Annotated in this window: 17 protein-coding genes, 1 tRNA gene, 1 pseudogene and 1 riboswitch; of the genes and pseudogenes, 5 read left to right on the plus strand and 14 right to left on the minus strand. The window is 64.7% G+C overall.

Annotation, left to right across the window (positions count from 1 at the left end; all coding sequences use genetic code 11):
- Positions 1-186 precede the first annotated feature (186 nt).
- Positions 187-318, minus strand: a pseudogene (locus V9L21_RS26380) (ESPR domain-containing protein); the annotation flags it as partial.
- 31 nt (positions 319-349) lie between these two features.
- Here V9L21_RS26380 and V9L21_RS09425 point away from each other — a divergent pair.
- Complete coding sequence (locus tag V9L21_RS09425; RefSeq protein ID WP_337311202.1) at positions 350-724, plus strand: hypothetical protein; 375 nt, start codon at positions 350-352, stop codon at positions 722-724.
- Positions 725-1,300: 576 nt separating this feature from the next.
- On the opposite strand, the gene V9L21_RS09430 is transcribed toward V9L21_RS09425, so the two are convergent.
- Positions 1,301-4,738 (minus strand): autotransporter outer membrane beta-barrel domain-containing protein, encoded by a 3,438-nt coding sequence (locus V9L21_RS09430; protein ID WP_337311204.1) that lies wholly within the window; start codon positions 4,736-4,738, stop codon positions 1,301-1,303.
- 986 nt (positions 4,739-5,724) lie between these two features.
- Between V9L21_RS09430 and V9L21_RS09435 the strand changes: the two genes are divergently transcribed.
- Positions 5,725-5,994: a hypothetical protein gene (locus V9L21_RS09435; protein WP_337311206.1), complete on the plus strand. Its 270-nt coding sequence runs from the start codon at positions 5,725-5,727 to the stop codon at positions 5,992-5,994.
- A gap of 69 nt (positions 5,995-6,063) precedes the next feature.
- On the opposite strand, the gene V9L21_RS09440 is transcribed toward V9L21_RS09435, so the two are convergent.
- The 3 genes from V9L21_RS09440 to V9L21_RS09450 are packed head-to-tail and all read right to left on the minus strand — an operon-like array spanning position 6,064 to position 6,857.
- The gene (locus V9L21_RS09440) at positions 6,064-6,282 is read right to left on the minus strand and encodes a hypothetical protein (protein ID WP_337311208.1); all 219 of its coding nucleotides are present in this window, start codon (positions 6,280-6,282) and stop codon (positions 6,064-6,066) included.
- Positions 6,269-6,604, minus strand: coding sequence for a hypothetical protein (locus V9L21_RS09445; RefSeq protein ID WP_337311210.1), 336 nt, complete (start codon positions 6,602-6,604; stop codon positions 6,269-6,271). Before V9L21_RS09445 ends, V9L21_RS09440 begins: the two co-directional genes overlap by 14 nt.
- Before the next feature lie 19 nt (positions 6,605-6,623).
- Positions 6,624-6,857 carry a hypothetical protein gene (locus tag V9L21_RS09450; RefSeq protein ID WP_337311212.1) on the minus strand — a complete coding sequence of 78 codons (234 nt, stop codon included), beginning with the start codon at positions 6,855-6,857 and terminating at the stop codon, positions 6,624-6,626.
- A gap of 60 nt (positions 6,858-6,917) precedes the next feature.
- Here V9L21_RS09450 and V9L21_RS09455 point away from each other — a divergent pair, with 60 nt between their 5' ends.
- Together V9L21_RS09455 and V9L21_RS09460 are read left to right on the plus strand one after the other, a co-directional pair.
- The gene (locus V9L21_RS09455) at positions 6,918-7,100 is read left to right on the plus strand and encodes a hypothetical protein (protein WP_337311214.1); all 183 of its coding nucleotides are present in this window, start codon (positions 6,918-6,920) and stop codon (positions 7,098-7,100) included.
- Positions 7,101-7,131: 31 nt separating this feature from the next.
- Positions 7,132-7,821, plus strand: a complete 690-nt coding sequence (locus V9L21_RS09460) for an SOS response-associated peptidase (RefSeq protein ID WP_337311216.1) — start codon at positions 7,132-7,134, stop codon at positions 7,819-7,821.
- A 165-nt stretch (positions 7,822-7,986) separates the two neighbouring features.
- On the opposite strand, the gene V9L21_RS09465 is transcribed toward V9L21_RS09460, so the two are convergent.
- From V9L21_RS09465 to V9L21_RS09490, 6 genes are all read right to left on the minus strand, one after another.
- Positions 7,987-8,062 (minus strand) — tRNA-Asn (locus V9L21_RS09465).
- A 90-nt stretch (positions 8,063-8,152) separates the two neighbouring features.
- Positions 8,153-10,315, minus strand: a complete 2,163-nt coding sequence (locus V9L21_RS09470) for a TonB-dependent siderophore receptor (protein ID WP_337311218.1) — start codon at positions 10,313-10,315, stop codon at positions 8,153-8,155.
- Positions 10,316-10,326: 11 nt separating this feature from the next.
- Positions 10,327-11,259: a thiamine phosphate synthase gene (gene thiE / locus V9L21_RS09475; protein ID WP_337311220.1), complete on the minus strand. Its 933-nt coding sequence runs from the start codon at positions 11,257-11,259 to the stop codon at positions 10,327-10,329.
- The gene (locus V9L21_RS09480) at positions 11,256-12,086 is read right to left on the minus strand and encodes a thiazole synthase (protein WP_337311222.1); all 831 of its coding nucleotides are present in this window, start codon (positions 12,084-12,086) and stop codon (positions 11,256-11,258) included. The genes thiE and V9L21_RS09480 overlap by 4 nt, the downstream gene beginning before the upstream one ends.
- A 31-nt stretch (positions 12,087-12,117) precedes the next feature.
- Positions 12,118-12,321 (minus strand): sulfur carrier protein ThiS, encoded by a 204-nt coding sequence (gene thiS, locus V9L21_RS09485; RefSeq protein WP_337311224.1) that lies wholly within the window; start codon positions 12,319-12,321, stop codon positions 12,118-12,120.
- The gene (locus V9L21_RS09490; RefSeq protein WP_337311226.1) at positions 12,318-13,409 is read right to left on the minus strand and encodes an FAD-dependent oxidoreductase; all 1,092 of its coding nucleotides are present in this window, start codon (positions 13,407-13,409) and stop codon (positions 12,318-12,320) included. The genes thiS and V9L21_RS09490 overlap by 4 nt, the downstream gene beginning before the upstream one ends.
- Before the next feature lie 77 nt (positions 13,410-13,486).
- Here V9L21_RS09490 and thiD point away from each other — a divergent pair, with 77 nt between their 5' ends.
- A complete protein-coding gene (gene thiD, locus V9L21_RS09495; RefSeq protein WP_337311228.1) occupies positions 13,487-14,350 on the plus strand; it encodes a bifunctional hydroxymethylpyrimidine kinase/phosphomethylpyrimidine kinase in 864 nt (287 codons plus the stop codon).
- Here the strand turns inward: thiD and V9L21_RS09500 are convergent.
- The 3 genes from V9L21_RS09500 to fdxA form a co-directional block, all read right to left on the minus strand.
- Positions 14,301-15,653: a purine-cytosine permease family protein gene (locus V9L21_RS09500; protein ID WP_337311230.1), complete on the minus strand. Its 1,353-nt coding sequence runs from the start codon at positions 15,651-15,653 to the stop codon at positions 14,301-14,303. The two genes, thiD and V9L21_RS09500, sit on opposite strands and share 50 nt — an antisense overlap.
- Before the next feature lie 76 nt (positions 15,654-15,729).
- A riboswitch (TPP riboswitch) is annotated at positions 15,730-15,837 on the minus strand.
- Between the two features lie 102 nt (positions 15,838-15,939).
- Positions 15,940-17,013, minus strand: coding sequence for an NAD(P)/FAD-dependent oxidoreductase (locus V9L21_RS09505; protein ID WP_337311232.1), 1,074 nt, complete (start codon positions 17,011-17,013; stop codon positions 15,940-15,942).
- A complete protein-coding gene (gene fdxA / locus V9L21_RS09510) occupies positions 16,971-17,300 on the minus strand; it encodes a ferredoxin FdxA (RefSeq protein ID WP_055806301.1) in 330 nt (109 codons plus the stop codon). Before fdxA ends, V9L21_RS09505 begins: the two co-directional genes overlap by 43 nt.
- Positions 17,301-17,313: the final 13 nt, after the last annotated feature.

Here is a 17,313-nt window from a genome sequence, read left to right on the forward strand (position 1 = left end):
GGCTCCGGCGAAAGTCGCTTGGGACTGAAAGCCCGCGCAAGTCGAGCTGCCGCTATAGAAGTTGAAAGGCGACGCAGTGCAATCCACCTGCGCCTCTGCCCACGAGCTCCATCCCAAACCGCTTAACGCCAGTAGCGCAGTCAAGACCCCTTTGCGCAGGCGTCCTGGTGGAAGCGACGCAAGCGCGTTACCTGCAGCAGAACCTGCGACGCAACTTCCATTGCGCTTGCCTCGCGCGCTGGTGGTCTCTGGCGCCGCAACCCAGGCCTCGAGGGATTCGTTCCAAAGCGAGCGATAAGTAGTGTTCATTTGCCCCATCCATGCGTATAAAAGTTTTAATGAGCGACCGTTGGTCGCTCAACATTTGCAAAATTATGAAATATCGTTTTGCAAACAAATCTTAGAAGAGGGGCAGGGCGTTGCAACTGTCAATGTCTCGTTTTGGAGTCATCTTGCGGAATTGATAATAAATTCCAATCGCGAACAAATCGTCAATAGTAATACAAAGTTACTGTCAGAATTAAATTTATACATGCACCAATTTGGAGTTGTAGAAATTCGCCTGTCATCCAAGAGCTATCGTTTCTTGGGCGCTCTCTATGCGGGCAGACAACGTGCCGAATGGCCGCTTGCCGTTGATGAGCTCGTCTCAGAGAGGTTAGATCGCGCCGGGCCTGGTGGGCGGGGAGGGGGCTTCACCTTCCAGCCCGCGTCTGATAATTAAAAGGAGATCGATGTATTGCAAATATGCAATCGAAACTGCTGTCGCTGTGTTTGTTCTTGGGGTTTTATTTTTATTCGCGAGCAGTGTTTTCTAAAACATGCTACTGATGAGTTGCTTGTGCACGTCAAAGACAAGCCCGACTTCGCATCATCTCGAATTGGCATCCGAGGTGTGAACTTATGATTTCAAATGAGTGTCGCCGGCTTTAATAAAGCCATAAAGGATGGCAATTGGGTTCGGTCCATGGACTGCGCACGTCTGGCCGGGTTGAATTTGTCGCGTGCGGTGTCGGAGTGGCGCAGACACCGGGCAACGTTCTGTTGCGTCCAAGAAGAAGCTTCTTCGGGCGAGCCGAAGCTGTACAAACATACAGTACAATTGCCGGGCCGGTCTCCGGCCCCCAAGTCGGCCATGTCCGACAACCGGGCCGGCGCTCCAAACCTAATTTGCCGTTGCCCCGATCCTTGGTTCTTCCTCTCGGGGCCCTTGACGTGGCGACATCGTCAGGGCTTCCGCCCAGCCTTCGGGCTGGGCTTTTTTTTGCCTGGCAGGGCGATCAGATCGCCCGCCATCCGTTCAGAACGACCAGTTCAGGTTCACCTTGAACCCATGGTCCTGCAGCCGGTCTCCAAACTGGCCCGAGTACGAGGCATTCAAGGCCAGGTTCGGGCGCAGCTGGGTTTCAATGCCGGCTTCGAGCACCGCCACATCCTTTGCCAGCGGAACACCCGACAGCGTGAACGGCACACTGCCGGCAAACGCGTGGGTGCTCGTCGGCGTCGCGCCGCCGAATGCATGGCGCCAGCCCAGCGTGCCGCGCAGGCGAATGCTTTCGCTGGCCTGCATGCTTGCACGCACGCCAATGGTCGAGAAGGTTGCATCCGTGCGGCCGCCGTAGCCATACAGCGCGGCAAGGCCGCCTTGCTCGACGAACGCATCGCTGCGCAGCCGCACATGGGCCAAGCCCGCAAAGGGCTCCAGCGTGGCGGCGCCCAGGTCGATGCGATGGCCCAGCTCGCCAAAGGCTTGCGTCGTGCTGCTGTCGTACTTGCCGGCGAGGCTGCCCGAAAAGCCTGCAAAGGCGACCGAGCGGCTCGTGTCCGTCTTGTTCCAGCTGTGGCTCACGCCCAGTCGCAGCGCCGTGGCACCCGTGGCGCCCCATTGGGTGCCGCCATAAACGCCGAGGTGATAGCTCTCCGTCTTGCTGCTGCTGTTGCGCGCGCTGGTGTCCGCGCTCGCGCGGCTGTAGCCGCCCAATGCGCCCACGCGCCAGCCCGCGGCAATGCCCGTGTCCGCACCGACGAAGAACCCGCCGATGTCGCGCTTGAGCTTGGCCGCGTTGCCGTCGCTGTCGATGCGGCCCCACGAGCCGAACACCTGCGCCCAGCCCGCGCGCGCCTGGCTGTCCTCAGGCGTGCAGCCGGTGCCAGCCCGCATCGGCTTCTGTGCTGCACCGCTTGCCGCGCTGCCGGGTGCGCATGCCGCGCTGCGCAGCCGGTCGATTGCGGCTTCGCGCACAAAGCGGCTGTCTTCCAGCGCCGCCGTCTTCGAAGAGGCATGAATATCTGCCGACAGCTGGTTCAATGCATCGCGCGCTGCAAAGTCGTTGGGTAGCCACGCTACGGCAGTGGAGAGCGGGTTGCTGCCCGGCAAAGTTTCCAGCGCGCCACCAACCGCCACCTGGTTCGGCGTGGTCGCAGGTTCGGTGAAGCTGCGTGTCTTTTGGGCCAGCAGGTAGACATGGTTCGCGTCGTAGGTGTCGATCACGCGCACGAAGGCGCTTTCGGTGTCGCCCGTCAGGTTGTAGGTGCCGATGACGCCGCCATCGGCGCTGAGCACTGTGTAGCGGGTGCCAATCCCGAAGCTGCCGCTGCCGGCGCGAACCACATTGAGCTGCGCGCCGCTTGCAATGCTGGCGCTGCCGCCCACGCGCAACAGGTCGGAGGCGGTGGACGCCGGATCGACTTCAACCTGGTAGGTCGAGCCCGCGAACTGGGTGAAGTTGCCGTTGATGCTGAGCGTGCCGATGGAATTGCCCGGTGCGACCGTGCCGTTCACCGTGGCGCTGCCGCCCACAGTGCCCGAACCCTGGAGCCGGCCCGTCGCCAGCACGCTCATGGCGCCGCCCAGCGCGCCGTTGACTGCCAGCGTGCCGGCCTCCACTGTGGTGGTGCCGGCAAAGGCCGCGCTGTTGCCGGTGAGGTTGGTCATGCCCGTGCCGACCTGGCGAATGCCGCCGCTTCCGGAGATGTCGCCGCCCAGGTCGAGGCGGTTGGCGCGGTTGAAGACGAACGTGCCGTCGTTCACCACGTTGCCGACGATGGAGCCCGACGTGCCGCCGTCACCCAGCTGCAGCGTGCTCGTGGCGCTGATCGCCGTGCCGCCGGTGTAGGTGTTGGTGCCCGTGAGCACCTGCGCGCCGCCCGCGAGCGCCAAGCTGCCCGTGCCTGCGATGGCGCCGCTGAAGGTGTCCGCGGCGGCGGTCAGGGTGAGGGCCTTGCCGCCGAGCATGACGGCGCCGCTGCCAGAGAGGCGCTGCACGCTGGTGCCCGCCGCGCTCACGCCGGAGATATCGAAGGTGCCATCGGCGATCACCTGGCTCGAAGTGGCCACCGAGCCGGCACCGGCAAGCGCGAGCGTGCCGCCTCCAATCGTGGTGCTGCCGGTGTAGCTGTTGGCACCGGTGAGCACCATCGTGCCGCCGTTCACGGTCAGCTGGGTGTTGCCGCTGATCGTGCTGTCGATCTGCGCCGTGCCCGAGTTCATGGTGACGCTGTTCATGCCGGTGATGGCAAAGGCCGCGCCGTGGGTGAAGCTGTTCGTGCCGAGGTTGAAGTTCAGCGCGTCGGCGCCATCGCCGGTGAGGTTGCCGGCGATGGCGCCGCCTGCGATGTTCAGGGTGTCGGTGCCGCCGCCTAGCAGCACGGCGCCGGTGAGGGTGCCGGCCGTGGTGATGGTGGTGTTGCCGCCGATCTCGTCGATGCCATCGCGGTTGAGGTCGCCGTCGCGCAGCGCCACGCCGGAGGCGCCTGCGGTGATGGTGGCGCCTTCCCCGATGTTGACGATACCGCCGCCCGCCCCCGCCGTGTGGATCGCGGCACCGAAGCCGCTGCCGCCGCTGACGATGCTCCCGTCCGTCACTTCAACGACGTAAGTGCTGTTCTTGCTCGTAGCCAGGATGCCGTCGCCATTCTTGCCGGTTGCGCTGACCGTGCCGCCCGTCATCGCCACGCGCGCTTGGCCGCTGCCCGCCGATTCGACCCACAAGCCGGCGCCACCGCCGGCAACCACCTTGCCGCCGGACATGCGGATTTCGGAGAAGCCTGTGCCGCCCGTGAAAGGGTTGCCAACGCGCACGGCGTTCCCTGTTCCCGATTCGATCGATCCGCCGTTGATCGCGGCGGTGACGTTGCCGGCTTTGCTCCCTGAGACAAAAACGGCGTATCCACTTGCATTCCGGATCAGTCCACCATTCAGCGTGAAGTGTGAATCCCCGTTGCTGCTCATCTGCACCGTCGGGTTGCCGCCGTTTGAGTTGAGAGAACCGGCATCCATCGTGAAGGTCGAGGACCCGGTAGCCCGCCCGTTGCTGATGAGCACGGCTGAATTGGTTGTGGTCGTGATCGAGCCGAAACTTGCGGCATTGATGACCAGGTCGGCGTGCGTCGTACCGGTCAAGGCCTGCAGTCGCAACCCGATAGTCCCTCCGACGGTCGTGGCTGGGTTGTTTAAATTGAGGGTGAATGAGTCGATCAGGTTGTTGTAGTTGATCGAGCCCGGGTAGTTGGCATTCGAGCAGTTGATCGTGTCCGCCCCGGCCACTTCGGCTCCGCACTCATTGAAGGCATGCGCCATCTGCGGTGCCGCCGTAAAAAGCGCCACTGCGAGGGCAATGGCCGACACAGGGAAAGCTGCAGCACCAACCGGCGCTGCGTTGCGCGGCGCTGCGGCCGGGCGCTCGTTCTTCTTGGAATCGAGACGCTTGAGCCCCGCATTGCCTTCGCACGATGTCATCTGAAAACTCCTAGAAACAGAAGCTCAGATCATCACGTGCTGAAACCGTTCTTACAACCAGACACGTATGTGGAAAATACTAACGTGTGTGATTTTCTACGCGCAATGTGGGTGGATCAAGACAGTCGCACCAACCGTGTGCACTAGTTCTGATCGCTTTTGATGGTTCTTCTTCGGTCAGGCTCGCGCGTGGTCTGTCGTGTCCTACAGCGCGCGGTCGAGACCCCGCCCCGCCCGCGCTCTAGTTAGGTCGCTTTCGACGACGCTGTCGATGCACCGTGAATCCAAACACGGCGGGCCTGCGCGGTTCATCCGGCAACGTTAGCGTGGCGACGAGATACGACGCCTCTGAGCGCTGTTCTGCGGAGGATCGGGGCGAAGGAAAGGGCGGCCGTCGCGGGGGCAAATCCGGTTTGGGTTCGGGGAAAACCTAATTTCCTAATCTGGGCAGCGAAACGGGCCGCAAACCCGCGTGGCGCCTGGTGCTGGGCAGGTTAGGTCTCACCCTGATCTGACCTAACCTAAAACCTAATTTTTTGCTAAGTACTTGATTTATATGGGTTTAGTTCTCGGCCCCGATCAGAGTGCGCAACCCTAATCTGGTTAGGTCTAGGTTAGGAAAAAATTAGGTTTCTTAAAACAGCCGAAACCCGCATGGATAAAGGCTTCGCGGCCGTTCGGTGCTAGTGAATTAGGAAAGTTAGGCTTCCCCCGAACCCTCACCGGAATTCTGGTGAGAGTCGGCGCGCCAACGATGCGCGTGAGAGTCATGGGCGAACATCCCCGATCACAAGAACCGGTCGAAAGCAGGCAGATCAGATCTGAGGGGCGCGTGCTCACGGGGCCTAGTCACCCCCGGTGACGTGCTGGCCGCTATGGCAGAAATTTGATTGCCGCGAGAAGAACTTCCGCCGAAGTGACGAATGTTGACATTCCGCTCCGGCAGGTCCGCATACAACATCTCCTCAAACTTCAGGGAGATAGTGATGAGTCAAATGGCCGTGATGGTGAGCGAAGAGGTTCCCGGTGAATTCCGCTTCTCGCTCTTGGGCTCGGTAAAGGGCTCGCGCGGCGTGCTGAGCTTCCGGCCGTTCGTGTCTGATCAGACAGCACACCAAAGCGCGATGGAGGCTTGGATCGCAGGTGCGTGTGCAATGGCCGATCACCTGGTTCGGCCATCCGCGCCCAAAGGAACTGACGACGGCTTGATCGTGGGGCATTCGCCCATACACGCTGGCGTGCATTCGGCGGCTTAAGGCGGCAGCGACGGCCGCCAAGCTGAAGAGAACAGCGCTGGTGCGTTGTTCCAAAAGAGACCTAGAGGCTCAAACAGCTGCGCGCTCGCGCAGTATCTCGACGGGTCCGATACCGCTATAGACGATCTCATTGGTCTTCAGCGAAGTGACCGTCCAGCGATCACCGGGTGTCACCTTGTAGTCGCCTGGTGCGAGCGGCAGCTCGCGGTCTTCGTGCACCTTGCTGCCCAGCCACGAGGGCGTGCGCAAGATGGTGGCGGGCTCAGGGAAAAATTCACTTTGGCTCATGGCCTATTGTCGCGGCCGCCTCGAGCAACTTCTGCGAGAGGGCGCCAGGCAGGCTGTGCACTTCGCAGTACCAGACCTGGTAGCACCATCGTCCATTGACCTGCTCAGTCCCGGCAAAGCTGATGGTGTCGAATGCGCAGGCGACCACCTCGGGCCGCCAGAGAATGCCCAGGGGGGGCGGCATGGTGTCTGGGCGCGCCTCCCACAGGCCGAGCTGCGGCCTGCCTTCAATGTCTTGCAGCGTCAGCATTCCGCATAACCATTGCTGGTCAACGAACTCCCGCTTGCTCAGCCGCGTGCCACCGCGGTATCGGGGTTTCATCTTCACGCGCATAACAATCTCACTCGCCGGCGCGCGGCTTCGGCAGCAGCGCCGGAAACCCGTGCATCACTGCACGTATGTGGTCACCGGCGTTCCGGTCCCAATCGCCGTATTGGTCGCCGATCCGGGCGCACCTGCCCGACACCAGATCGGCAAACGCCAGCAGGGTCGGACGCAACGGCTCACCCTCTGCTAGCTCGCCGGCGCGGCGCGCCATCTCGGCGAGTTCTTCTTCAATGGGAGGCTCTGGCATCGCGGGGCTTAGTACCTTTGTACTGTACAAATATACAGTATTTTGGCGATAATAGGCTCCATGGAAAACGTGCCTGCAACCCTTTGGATTGCCGCCTGCGCGCATCGGCTGCAGCAACAGTGGCATACCGTCGATCCTCTTGAGCTGGAGGATGTCGCACGCGATTTGTGGCGCGACGAACGCCTCCGAGCTATGCCGCCCGACGAAGCGGCGGTGGATTGGCTGAGGCCAATCACCGAGTGACACAGCGGGACAGGGGCATAAAAATTCGCATATGTGCACCCGCTACATCAGCCCAGAGCAACGTGAGATCGAAGCGTTCTGGAGGATCGATCGAAGGTCCAACCGCCGTAAGGACTGGCAGAACCTGCTGACCGTGTTTCCGCTGTCGCTGGCCAGCTTCATCCGGCGTGCCGATGAAGTGGACTACGCGCGCGAGCTCGTGGTGGGGCAGTGGGGAATGATCCCGCCCTGGTCGAAGTCGAATGTGCCGACCACCGCGCGCGGCACGCGCCTGAGCACCGTCAACGCGCGAGTCGAAGGTATGGAGAAGGCGCCAACCTACAAGAATGCCTGGGCCCGCGGCAAGCGCTGCATCATCCCGGCCACCAGTTTCGATGAGCCGAACTGGGAGACGGGCAAGAACGTCTGGTGGCGCTTCCGGCGCGCCGATGGTGCACCGTGGGGACTGGCTGGACTTTGGGACACCTGGACTGACAAGGAAACGGGCGAGGTCTGGGACAGCTACACGATGCTGATGCTGAACGCCGACGGCCATCCACTGATGGGCCGAATGCACAAGCCCGATCCAACGCTGCCGCCCGATCAGCAAGACAAGCGCAGCGCGGTCCCGATCGAGGCGCACGACTTCGACCGCTGGCTCACCTGCACCGTCGACGAAGCGAAAGAAATGCTGAAGGTGCCACCGCTCGAATTGTTCGACGCGGGGCCGGTGGAAGCGTAAGCCCGCTGAACGTGCTGGAAGAGGAAGTGCGAGGCACTGCACGACAGCTCGCTTCCTGACCGGCCAACCACTGGATATTTGGCACTTGCCAAATAAGACGCCTAAAAAGGAAATGCCCCGCTACCTTTTAAGTAGCGGGGCATCCAGAGGCCTTGCGGCTTGTAGTGGCTCCTCGACCTGGGCTCGAACCAGGGACCTACGGATTAACAGTCCGGCGCTCTACCAACTGAGCTATCGAGGAACAAGCCTCAGATTATAGCGTGATTTTTTGGGCCTTTCGAACCCGCGCATGCGACCGCAATAAATTTCTGAAGATTTTTTTGAGCGGCGCTCACAGCGACACGGTCAGGCCAAGGCGCAGCGTGCGCGGCGCGCCCGGAAACAGGTACACATGGCCGAACTGGTAGGGCGATTCTTTCCAGTAGCGGCGGTCGAACAGGTTGTCGACGGCAAGGCTCCAGCTCGTCTGAACACCGCGCACTTTTGTGTCGTAGCGCAGCACCGCATCGACTCGGGTCCATGAGGGCAGGGTGATCGAACCGTCGGGCAGCACGTTGCGCCGGCCTTCGTGCGAAAGCTGCCCCAGCACCTCGAGGCCCGGCACCGACGCAACGCGGTACGCAGCCTGCGCGCGCAGCACCTGCTTGGGCACGTTGGTGGGCCATTGGCCGTTGATGGCGGGCTCTGCGGTGCTGCCGCGGAGCTTGGCATCCATGAGCGTGACGCTGCCGCCAAGGCGCCAGGGGCCGGTGTTCCATTGCGCGCCCGCCTCGAGGCCGCGGTGCACCGCGCTGCCGTCGTAGCGGCCGTCGCACGGCGTGGTGCCAAGCCGGTTGCAGGCGTCGAGGTTCGTCATCGGGCGCTTGATGTCGAACCACGCAAGCTGCCAGTTGAAGACATCGTTGCCGCCCTTGAGCCCAAGCTCCCATTGGCGCGAGGTGAGTGCGGGCAGCGCTTCACCGGCGTTGGTGTATTGCGAGCTCTTGTTCGGCACGACCTGCGACTCCACGCCCTTGCCCCAGCTTGCATATGCCAACAGCCCGGGCTGGATGGCGTAGCTGGCCGCAACCCATGGCGTGGTGATGCCGTCCTTGTAGCCGGTCGGGCGCGAGCCGTCGGTGCGAATGCTGTCGCGGTCGAGCCGCGTGTGGCGCAGGCCGACCCAGGTGGTGAAGCGGCTGTTCCAGCGAATGGCGTCCTGCACCGAAAGCTCGGTCGAGCGTTCGTCGCGGTTGGTGTTGGCGTCTGTGAGCGTCGGGTCCGGAGGCACGATGGCGGTCGCCCAGATGTTGCCGGTGCCGACGTAGTTGTAGGCCTGGTCTTGAAAGCGATTGCGCACGCGGCTTGCGAGCAGGCCGAAGCCGAGCTCATGCCGCACGCCGCCGGTCATCACGTTGCCCTTGAGGTTCAGGCTGCCGGCGGTTTGCGTGCGCCGCTCGTTCTCGCTTCGAAAGTCGTAGAAGTCGAAGGTGCCGTCGGAGCAGTAGCGGTCGTAGTTGCCTTCGGCGCCGCAGCCGAAGGCATAGGCCAGGCGGTCATCGGTCTTGAGCCGCTGCTGGCCGATTTGCGCGCTCCAGCGCCAGTCGGCATTGATCGCCTGGCTGAAGCGCACGCTGCCGGTGAGCGCGTTGAACTCCGAAGGCTGCGACCACGGCTGGTTGTTGAGGTTGATCTTCGGATCGACCGGCGCAGGCAGCGTGTTACCCAGCAGGCTGAAGCCGTTCTGGCTCGGCTGCGTCTTGTGGCTGCGCTCGATTTCGAATTCGAGCACCGAGTCGCGCGTGATGCGCCAGTCGCCGGCCAGCGAAAACATGTTGCGGTTGCCGTCGAGGTTGTGCGTGAGCGGCTTGAGGTTTTCATTCACCACGTTCAGCCGGTAGCCGAACTCGCGATTCGCACCAAAGCGCCCGCCAAGATCGAGCGCGCCGAGCACGCTGCCGCGGCTGGTGGTTTCCAGGCGCAGCGTGCGCAGGTCTTGCTCGGTGGGCCGCTTGACAACGTAGTTGACCAGCCCGCCCGGCGCGCTGGTGCCGGCCTGAATGCCGCTGGTGCCGCGCAAGATTTCAACGCGCTCTTTGTTGTCGAGCGGAATCGATGTCTCGGCGCTGATCGGCAAGCCCTCGCGCCGGTAGTTGAAGCGGTTGTCCAGCACAAAGCCGCGCACGGTCAGGTAGTCCCAGTAGCCGGCGGAGTTGTAGGCATCGGTCACGGACGAATCGAACTGCGTCAGGTCCGCCAGGCGGCGCGCACCGCTCGCGCGAAGCTGCGTGCTGTCGATGACCGTGGCCGAAAGCGGCAGCTCGCGCACCGGCACGTCGCCGAAGCCGCTCAGGTCGGCTTGCGGCGCCGCATTGCTTTCGCTCACCGTGATGGCGGGCAGCTCCGTTGGCTGCTGGGCCTGCGCGCCGCCGGCTGCAAGAAAGAAGGCGACAGCCATTGCACGCGACACGGGCGATAGCGGCCATGCGGGAAAAGGAATTTGCTTTTTTGTCATTCTTGTCTTGTTCATGCGGCGGCTGCGCTCATGGCGGCCATCCATTGAGCGGCCGTGGCCTCCGGGTCGTCTGCGGTGACAAGCGCGCGCACCACGGCGACGGAGCCGACGCCGGTAGCAAGCACCTCCGGCAGGCGCACCGCATCGATGCCGCCGATGCCCACTTGCGGATAGCCGCGCAAGAGGCGCGCATACGCTGCGAGTCGCGCCACGCCTTGCGGAGCCGTCGCCATCTTCTTGAGGGTGGTCGGGTACACCGCGCCCATGGCGATGTAGCTGGGGCTCACCGCATCGGCGCGCACCATCTCGGCATAGCCGTGGGTGCTCACGCCAAGGCGCAAACCGGCGTCGCGTATTTGCCGCACCTGCGCTGGCGAAAGCGCATCGAGGTCTTCCTGGCCAAGGTGCACGCCGTAGGCACCGGCGGCAATGGCTGTCTCGCAATGGTCGTTGATGAAAAGCAGCGCGCCGGTGCCGCGCACTGCGTCGACGGCGGCCTGCACTTCGCGCTCGATGGTTGCCGCATCGTCCGACTTGAAGCGCAGCTGCACGGTGGGCACGCCGGCGCGCGCCATGCGGCCGACCCATTGCGCATCTGGCAACACGGCATACAGGCCGAGCCGTTCGGGGCAGGGCGCAAAGGCATCGTCGCGCGCCGCGGGCGGAAACGCGCGCATGCCGAAATCGGCCGGCGTCTCGGGCCATTGGCTTGCGTCGAATGCGCCGGTGCGCACTGTCTGTGCCTGCCACGCGAGCGCGAGGCATTCGGCATCGATCTCGATGAAGCCGAGCGCGGCGCAGGCTTGCTTGGCACCGCGGTACACCGGGTCGTCCGACGAAAAGCTGCCGGCCGAAATGGCCGAGGCCGTGATGGCGCCAAAGCGCAAGCCATGCGCTGCGACGATGGCGTGGGCAACGGCCCGGTGGTCGTTCAGCGCGGTCATGCGGTGTGATGCCAGAAGGGCGTGCCCAGCACCGGCGTGCTCGGTTGCGCGGAGTCTTGCGCGGCCATGGCGCCGGAGCGGTAGGCAGCGCGGCCGGCCTGCACCGCGTCTGCAAAGGCGCCCGCCATCGACACCGGGTCTTGCGCAAGCGCGACCGCCGTGTTGAGCAGCACACCGTCGTAGCCCCACTCCATCACCTGGCAGGCATGCGAGGGCAGGCCCAGGCCCGCATCGACCAGCATCGGCACGCTCAGCCGCTCGCGCAGCAATTGCAGCGCATAGGGGTTCACCGGGCCGCGGCCGGTGCCGATGGGCGCGGCCCAGGGCATGACGGCCTGGCAGCCGACGTCGACGAGGCGCTGGCACAGCACCAGGTCTTCGGTGCAGTAGGGCAGCACCTGGAAGCCATCGCGAATCAGCTGCGACGCGGCATCGACCAGGTTCAGCGTGTCCGGCTGCAGCGTGTAGTCGTCGCCGATGAGTTCGAGCTTGATCCACGGCGTGTCGAAAAGCTCACGCGCCATCTGCGCCGTGGCAATCACTTCTTGCACGCTGTGGCACCCGGCGGTGTTGGGCAGCACCGGCACCGCAAGCCGGCGCAGCAGTTCCCAGAAACCGTTGCCGCTGTCGCTTGCGCCTGGGCTTGCGGACTGGCGGCGCAGAGAGGCGGTCAGCATCGCGGGCTTGGCGCGCTTCACGGCGGCTTCGAGCAGGTCCGGCGAGGGGTAGCGCGCGGTGCCCAGCAGCAGGCGGCTGTGAAAGGTCTGGCCGTACAGAACCAGCGGATCGCCGTCTGGTGCGGGAGAGATTGAAGAGGTGGTGGTCATGGTGTGTTGTCTCCGTCGCTATGTCGTTCGTTCAGCCGCCGGTCACGGGGCGGATCACTTCGATGCGGTCTTGGGGTTGCAGTGCACGCGCCGCATAGGCCGAGCGCGGCACGAATTCGCGGTTCACGGCCACCGCAAAAGGCGGTACGGCGTTCAGCGCGGCGAGCGCGTCCACCAGCGTGGCGCTTTCGGGCAGCGTAAATGGCTTGTCGTTGATCAGCACGTCGATCGTCATGTGTCGGAAATCTCCAGGCCAAGGCTTTGCGCGAGCGCGGAGCGGCCGTGTACCAGCAGCTCCATGGCGGCGTCGAGCACGGCGGGCGCGATCATGAAACCGTGTCGGTACAGGCCGTTGATCTGCAGCACGCGCGGGTGCGGTTGGCGGATGGCGGGCAGGTTGTCGGGCAGCGTGGGGCGGCACTGCGTTGCAATCTCCAGGATGCGGGCTTCAGCAAAGCCGCTGTGCACCGCATAGGCTGCGCTCAGCAGCTCGAGCGTGGAGCGCACGCTGGCGGGTGACATGTCGTCCGATTCGATTTCGGTCGCGCCAATCACGAACACGCCGCCGGGCTTGGGCGCGATGTAGAGCGGATAGCGCGGATGCACCAGCCGTGTCGGCCGCTGCAGTGCCACCTCGGGCGCATGCACGCGAATGACTTCGCCGCGCACGCCGCGCAGTGCATTCCATTGAGGCTTGGCGCCAAGGCCGCGGCAGTCGATCACGCGGTCGGGCTGGCCGGGTGCGCCCGGAGAAAAATCGCTTGGTGCGCGTGGCGATTGCCAGTGCAGTTGCACGTTGGGGCTGGCCTCCAGCGTGGCGAGCAGTGCCGAGAGCAGCGCGCGGTTGTCGAGCTGGCCTTCACCGGGAAGCAAAAGCCCCTGTGCGAAGCGCTGGCCCAATGAAGGCTCGAGTGCGGTAATGCCGCCGCCGTCGAGCGTTTGCATGGGGGCGAGTTCGGGTACCAGCTGACCGGTGCGTGCCAGCACGCGCGCGAGCCGCGCAGCCTCTGCGGCATCTTGCCGGTGCCACAGCACCAGCGTGCCTTCGCGCTGGAAGAACACGGGCTGTGCGAGCGGCGCCAGCAGTTCGGGCCAGCGCGTCAGTGCGTAGTGGCCCATGCGCACCACTGAAGCTGGGGCCACTGCGGATTCAGCCAGCGGCGCGAGCATGGCGGCCGCCACGCGCGCTGCGGCGCCGTCGGCCGTGGGACCGGCGGCATCGAACAGATCGACCTTGCAGCCAGCCCGCGCCAGCGTGACCGCGAGCAAGCGCCCCATGAGCCCCGCGCCGAGAATGGCGGCCGATTGAAACGGAAGGCTCATGGTCTGCCTCCTTCCCCCGCTGGGGGAAGGCTGGGATGGGGGCGGGCAGGGCGCCCAACTCGCCGATAATTTTCAGCATGACCCAAGCTGCACACCCCGACGCGCCTCAAGCGCCCCAGCGCTACGTGCGCGTGCTCTCGATTGCCGGCTCCGACAGCGGCGGCGGTGCGGGCATCCAGGCCGACCTGAAGACCTTCGCCGCGCTTGGCTGCTACGGCATGACGGCGATCACCGCGCTCACAGCGCAGAACACGCGCGGCGTGTCGGGCATTCACGGCGTGCCGCCGGCTTTCCTCAAGGCGCAGATCCAGGCGGTGGTCGAAGACATCGGTGTCGATGCGGTCAAGCTCGGCATGCTGCATGCGCCCGAGGTGGTCGATGTGGTGGCCTGGGCCATCGATCACTACCGGCTGCCCAACGTGGTGCTCGACCCGGTCATGGTTGCGACCAGCGGCGACCGGCTGATTGCCGCCGAGACGGTGCAGGTGTTGGTGCGCGAGCTGTTTCCGCGCGCGGTGGTGGTTACACCCAACCTCGACGAAGCTGCGCTGCTCATCGGCCATGCCATCGACGGCATCGATGCGCTCGACCAGGCGGCCGAAGAACTGCTTGCGCTTGGCGCACAGGCCGTGCTGCTCAAGGGCGGCCACTTGCCTGGCGACGAAGTGGTCGATGTGCTGCTGGGGCGCAGCGGTGTGCGCAAGCGCCTGGCCTCGGCCCGCATTGCGAGCCGCAACCTGCATGGCACCGGCTGCACGCTGTCGTCCGCGATTGCGGCGCACTTGGCCCTCGGCTTGGCCTTGCCCGAGGCCGTGGAGCGCGCACGTGCCTACGTGCTCGGCGCCATGGCCGCCGGTGCGAATGTGCAAATCGGCGAGGGACACGGCCCGCTCAACCACGGTTTTGCGCCAGTGCCGACGCACCGCCTGCCGTTGTTGTAGATGCCGGCTTGGGCCGGCTGAGCCACGCCAGCAGGAAGGTGGCCGCCAGGGTCGGCAGCGCGGAGCCGAACTGTGGCGCCCACTTGGCACAGGCGTGATAGGCCGCAATGCCGGCAATCCAGATCAGCGCCGCGCCCAGGTCGACACGGCGGTTGCTTGCCGACGCAATAGCCCGGCCGGTGCCCAGCCTTCCCAGGATCACGCCGTAGAGCGGCACGAACACCGAGCTCAGCATCAGCAAGAACGGCTCGAGCGTGTGCATGGGCAGCACGAGCGCCAGCGCGGTGCATAGCGCCGCGATCAGCAGCCCCCAGCGGCGCACGCTCCAGCGCGGCAGCAGGCTGTGGGTGGACACCGCGCCCGAATACACGTCGCCGTACGCGTTGTCGAGCTCGTCGATAAGGATGAGGCCGAGCGCCACCAGGCCGCCTTGCGCGAGCAGCAGGGCGGTGACCAGCCCGGTGCCCGGCTCCGCCACGCTCACGACCATCACGCCGAGCGCATAGCACCAGATGTTGGCCAGCGCGTAGCCGAGCCAGGTGCCGGTGAATGCGCTGCCCAGGCCACCCCGGCCATTGGCATTGCGCTTGCCGTGCCGCGCGTAGTCGGCCACCAGCGGCAGCCACGACACCGGCATGGCAATCACCAGGTCGAGCGCACTGAACATGCCCATGCCGCCGGCACCCGGCCGCGTCCAGAAGGCGTCCAGCCCCTTGGCCTCGAGCCGTGTTGCGAACTGCCAGGTGAGCCACAGCAGAGAAAGCACGACAAGCGGCAGGCCGAAGCGGCTGACGAAGCGCCGCACCAGCTTGACCATGGAGCCCGCGAGCAGCGCCAGCAGCACCGCGCCCCAGAGCAGGGTGGTAAGGGCGCCGCCCAGCGGACCGGTGAGAGTGAGGCCGAACGCCTGCTGCCCGATGGCCTGCGTGCCCTCGCGCATGATTACCAACTCGAAGGTGGTCCAGCCCACCAGCTGCACGATGTTGAGCAGCACCGGCAGTCGCGCAAAGGCGCTGCCGTAGGTGGCGTGCATCAGCCCGGCGCTCGCCAGGCCGGTTTCGCAGCCCAGCCGCGCGGTCCAGGCCAATAAGCCCGCGCCGAGGAGCGAGCCCAGCACAATGGCAATGGCCGCGTCGCGCGTGCCCACCGCCGGAACCAGGTAGGCGCCGATTTGCATTACCAGCAGCCCCACGCCCAGGCTGAACCAGAGCGATGCGTGGTCGTGCCAGCCGAACACGCGCTGCGACGCGGGCAAAGGCGTCAGCGCCTCGTTGGCGGAAGAAAAACTATCGTCGTGTGCCATCCAGTTGCTCCAGTGCAAAAGGTTTGGCAGGTGGGCGAGGCTCCGGCGGCGGAGCTATCGCGCGAGACAACGCGACAGGCCGCCGGACCAGCTTCCCTGCGCGAGGATTACCTCAGTCAGGTTCAAAGGGACTCTCTCAGTCAGCCCCGGAACGGATTCCGGTTCGACACCCCTAGCGGTGGTGCTCCGCGCCGTGGCGCAAAGCGGAAACTATTGTACGAGCCTCGGCGAGAACCATCCAGACGGTGGCAGGGCTATTCGGCCCCGCCGCTTGCTTCGGCGATTTTTAGCGGGGAGTGCCGGCCACGCCCAGCAGCTCATGCAGCCGCGTGCTGGTGGTCGTGTACTGCAGCGGAATCGCCTTGCCCGGAAACACCAGCGCCGCGGCACCCCAGGCTGCAAGAGTCGCCTCGTGAAAGCCGCAGACGATGAGCTTCTTCTTGCCCGGGTAGGTGTTGATGTCGCCCACCGCGAACACGCCGCGTTCGCGGGTTTCGTATTTTTCGGTGTCGACCGGCACCTGCTTGCGCTCGAGTTCCAGGCCCCAGTCGGCAATGGGGCCGAGGCGGGGCGAAATGCCCAGGCAGGCGACCAGCGCATCGAGCGGCAGGTCGACCGTGGTGGCGTCTGGCGTCGCGATCTGCAGTTGCTTGCCATCGAAGGCGGTGGGTTGGCCCACCTTGAACGCCAGCTTGCCTTCGGCGACCAGCGCGCGCATCGAAGCGACCAGGCCTTCATCGGCCTGGAAGCCGTCGCGCCGGTGCACCAGCGTGACCTGTTTGGCGATGGCCGTGAGCGCAATGGCGGTTTGCAGCGCAATGTCGTCGCCGCCGTTCACCACCACCGTCTGTCCCGCGAAGCGGTCCAGCGAATCGGGGTGATAGAAAACCGAGCTGCCTTCGAACTGCGCAATGCCTTCGACCGCGATGCGCTTGGGCACGAAGGCGCCGACGCCTGCGGCAATGAACACCGTCTTGGCCAGGAAGGCCTTGCCCGCCGATGTTGTCAGCAGCAGGCGCTCATCGGCCTGGCGGGCGAGGGTGGCGACCTGCTCGCCAAAGTGGAACTGCGGCTTGAACGGCGCAACCTGCTGCAGCAGCGATTGCGCAAGATCGCGCCCGCTGGTCACCGGCGTGCCCGGAATGTCGTAGATCGGCTTGTCGCCGTAGAGCGCCACGCACTGGCCGCCCGCGGCGGGCAGCGCATCGACGATGTGGGATGAGATTTCGAGCAGGCCGAGCTGGAAGGCCTGGAACAGCCCGACCGGACCGGCGCCAATGATGAGGGCGTCGGTCTCGATCGGAGCGGTCGGCGTGCTCAGCGCACCAACTCCCCGATCTTGTCGGTCTTGTCTTTCCACTCTTCGGCGTCGGGCAATGCCGGCTTGCGCTTGGTGATGCTCTTCCAGCCGTCGGCCAGCGCGAGCTCGGCGTTGAGCTTGATGAAGGCGATCTGGTTGGCTGGGAGGTCTTCCTCGGCGTAGATTGCATTGACCGGGCATTCAGGAATGCAAACCGCGCAATCGATGCATTCGTCCGGGTCGATCACCAGCATGTTGGGACCTTCGCGGAAGCAATCCACGGGGCATACGTCCACGCAGTCGGTGTATTTGCAGCGGATGCAGGCTTCAGAGACGACGTGGGTCATTTGTCTTTTAGCG

Origin of the sequence: Variovorax sp. CCNWLW235, from assembly GCF_037204085.1 — a bacterium.
GTDB lineage: Bacteria > Pseudomonadota > Gammaproteobacteria > Burkholderiales > Burkholderiaceae_C > Variovorax.

Excerpts from the sequence above, each read along its gene's own strand:
- V9L21_RS09470 (WP_337311218.1), bottom strand. The coding sequence starts at position 10,315 with ATGACAAAAAAGCAAATTCCTTTTCCCGCATGGCCGCTATCGCCCGTG.
- thiS (WP_337311224.1), bottom strand. The coding sequence starts at position 12,321 with ATGACGATCGACGTGCTGATCAACGACAAGCCATTTACGCTGCCCGAA.
- thiD (WP_337311228.1), top strand. The coding sequence starts at position 13,487 with ATGACCCAAGCTGCACACCCCGACGCGCCTCAAGCGCCCCAGCGCTAC.
- V9L21_RS09440 (WP_337311208.1), bottom strand. The coding sequence starts at position 6,282 with ATGAGCCAAAGTGAATTTTTCCCTGAGCCCGCCACCATCTTGCGCACG.
- fdxA (WP_055806301.1), bottom strand. The coding sequence starts at position 17,300 with ATGACCCACGTCGTCTCTGAAGCCTGCATCCGCTGCAAATACACCGAC.
- V9L21_RS09490 (WP_337311226.1), bottom strand. The coding sequence starts at position 13,409 with ATGAGCCTTCCGTTTCAATCGGCCGCCATTCTCGGCGCGGGGCTCATG.
- V9L21_RS09480 (WP_337311222.1), bottom strand. The coding sequence starts at position 12,086 with ATGACCACCACCTCTTCAATCTCTCCCGCACCAGACGGCGATCCGCTG.
- V9L21_RS09500 (WP_337311230.1), bottom strand. The coding sequence starts at position 15,653 with ATGGCACACGACGATAGTTTTTCTTCCGCCAACGAGGCGCTGACGCCT.
- V9L21_RS09445 (WP_337311210.1), bottom strand. The coding sequence starts at position 6,604 with ATGAAACCCCGATACCGCGGTGGCACGCGGCTGAGCAAGCGGGAGTTC.
- V9L21_RS09435 (WP_337311206.1), top strand. The coding sequence starts at position 5,725 with ATGAGTCAAATGGCCGTGATGGTGAGCGAAGAGGTTCCCGGTGAATTC.
- V9L21_RS09460 (WP_337311216.1), top strand. The coding sequence starts at position 7,132 with ATGTGCACCCGCTACATCAGCCCAGAGCAACGTGAGATCGAAGCGTTC.
- V9L21_RS09430 (WP_337311204.1), bottom strand. The coding sequence starts at position 4,738 with ATGACATCGTGCGAAGGCAATGCGGGGCTCAAGCGTCTCGATTCCAAG.
- V9L21_RS09450 (WP_337311212.1), bottom strand. The coding sequence starts at position 6,857 with ATGCCAGAGCCTCCCATTGAAGAAGAACTCGCCGAGATGGCGCGCCGC.
- thiE (WP_337311220.1), bottom strand. The coding sequence starts at position 11,259 with ATGACCGCGCTGAACGACCACCGGGCCGTTGCCCACGCCATCGTCGCA.
- V9L21_RS09455 (WP_337311214.1), top strand. The coding sequence starts at position 6,918 with ATGGAAAACGTGCCTGCAACCCTTTGGATTGCCGCCTGCGCGCATCGG.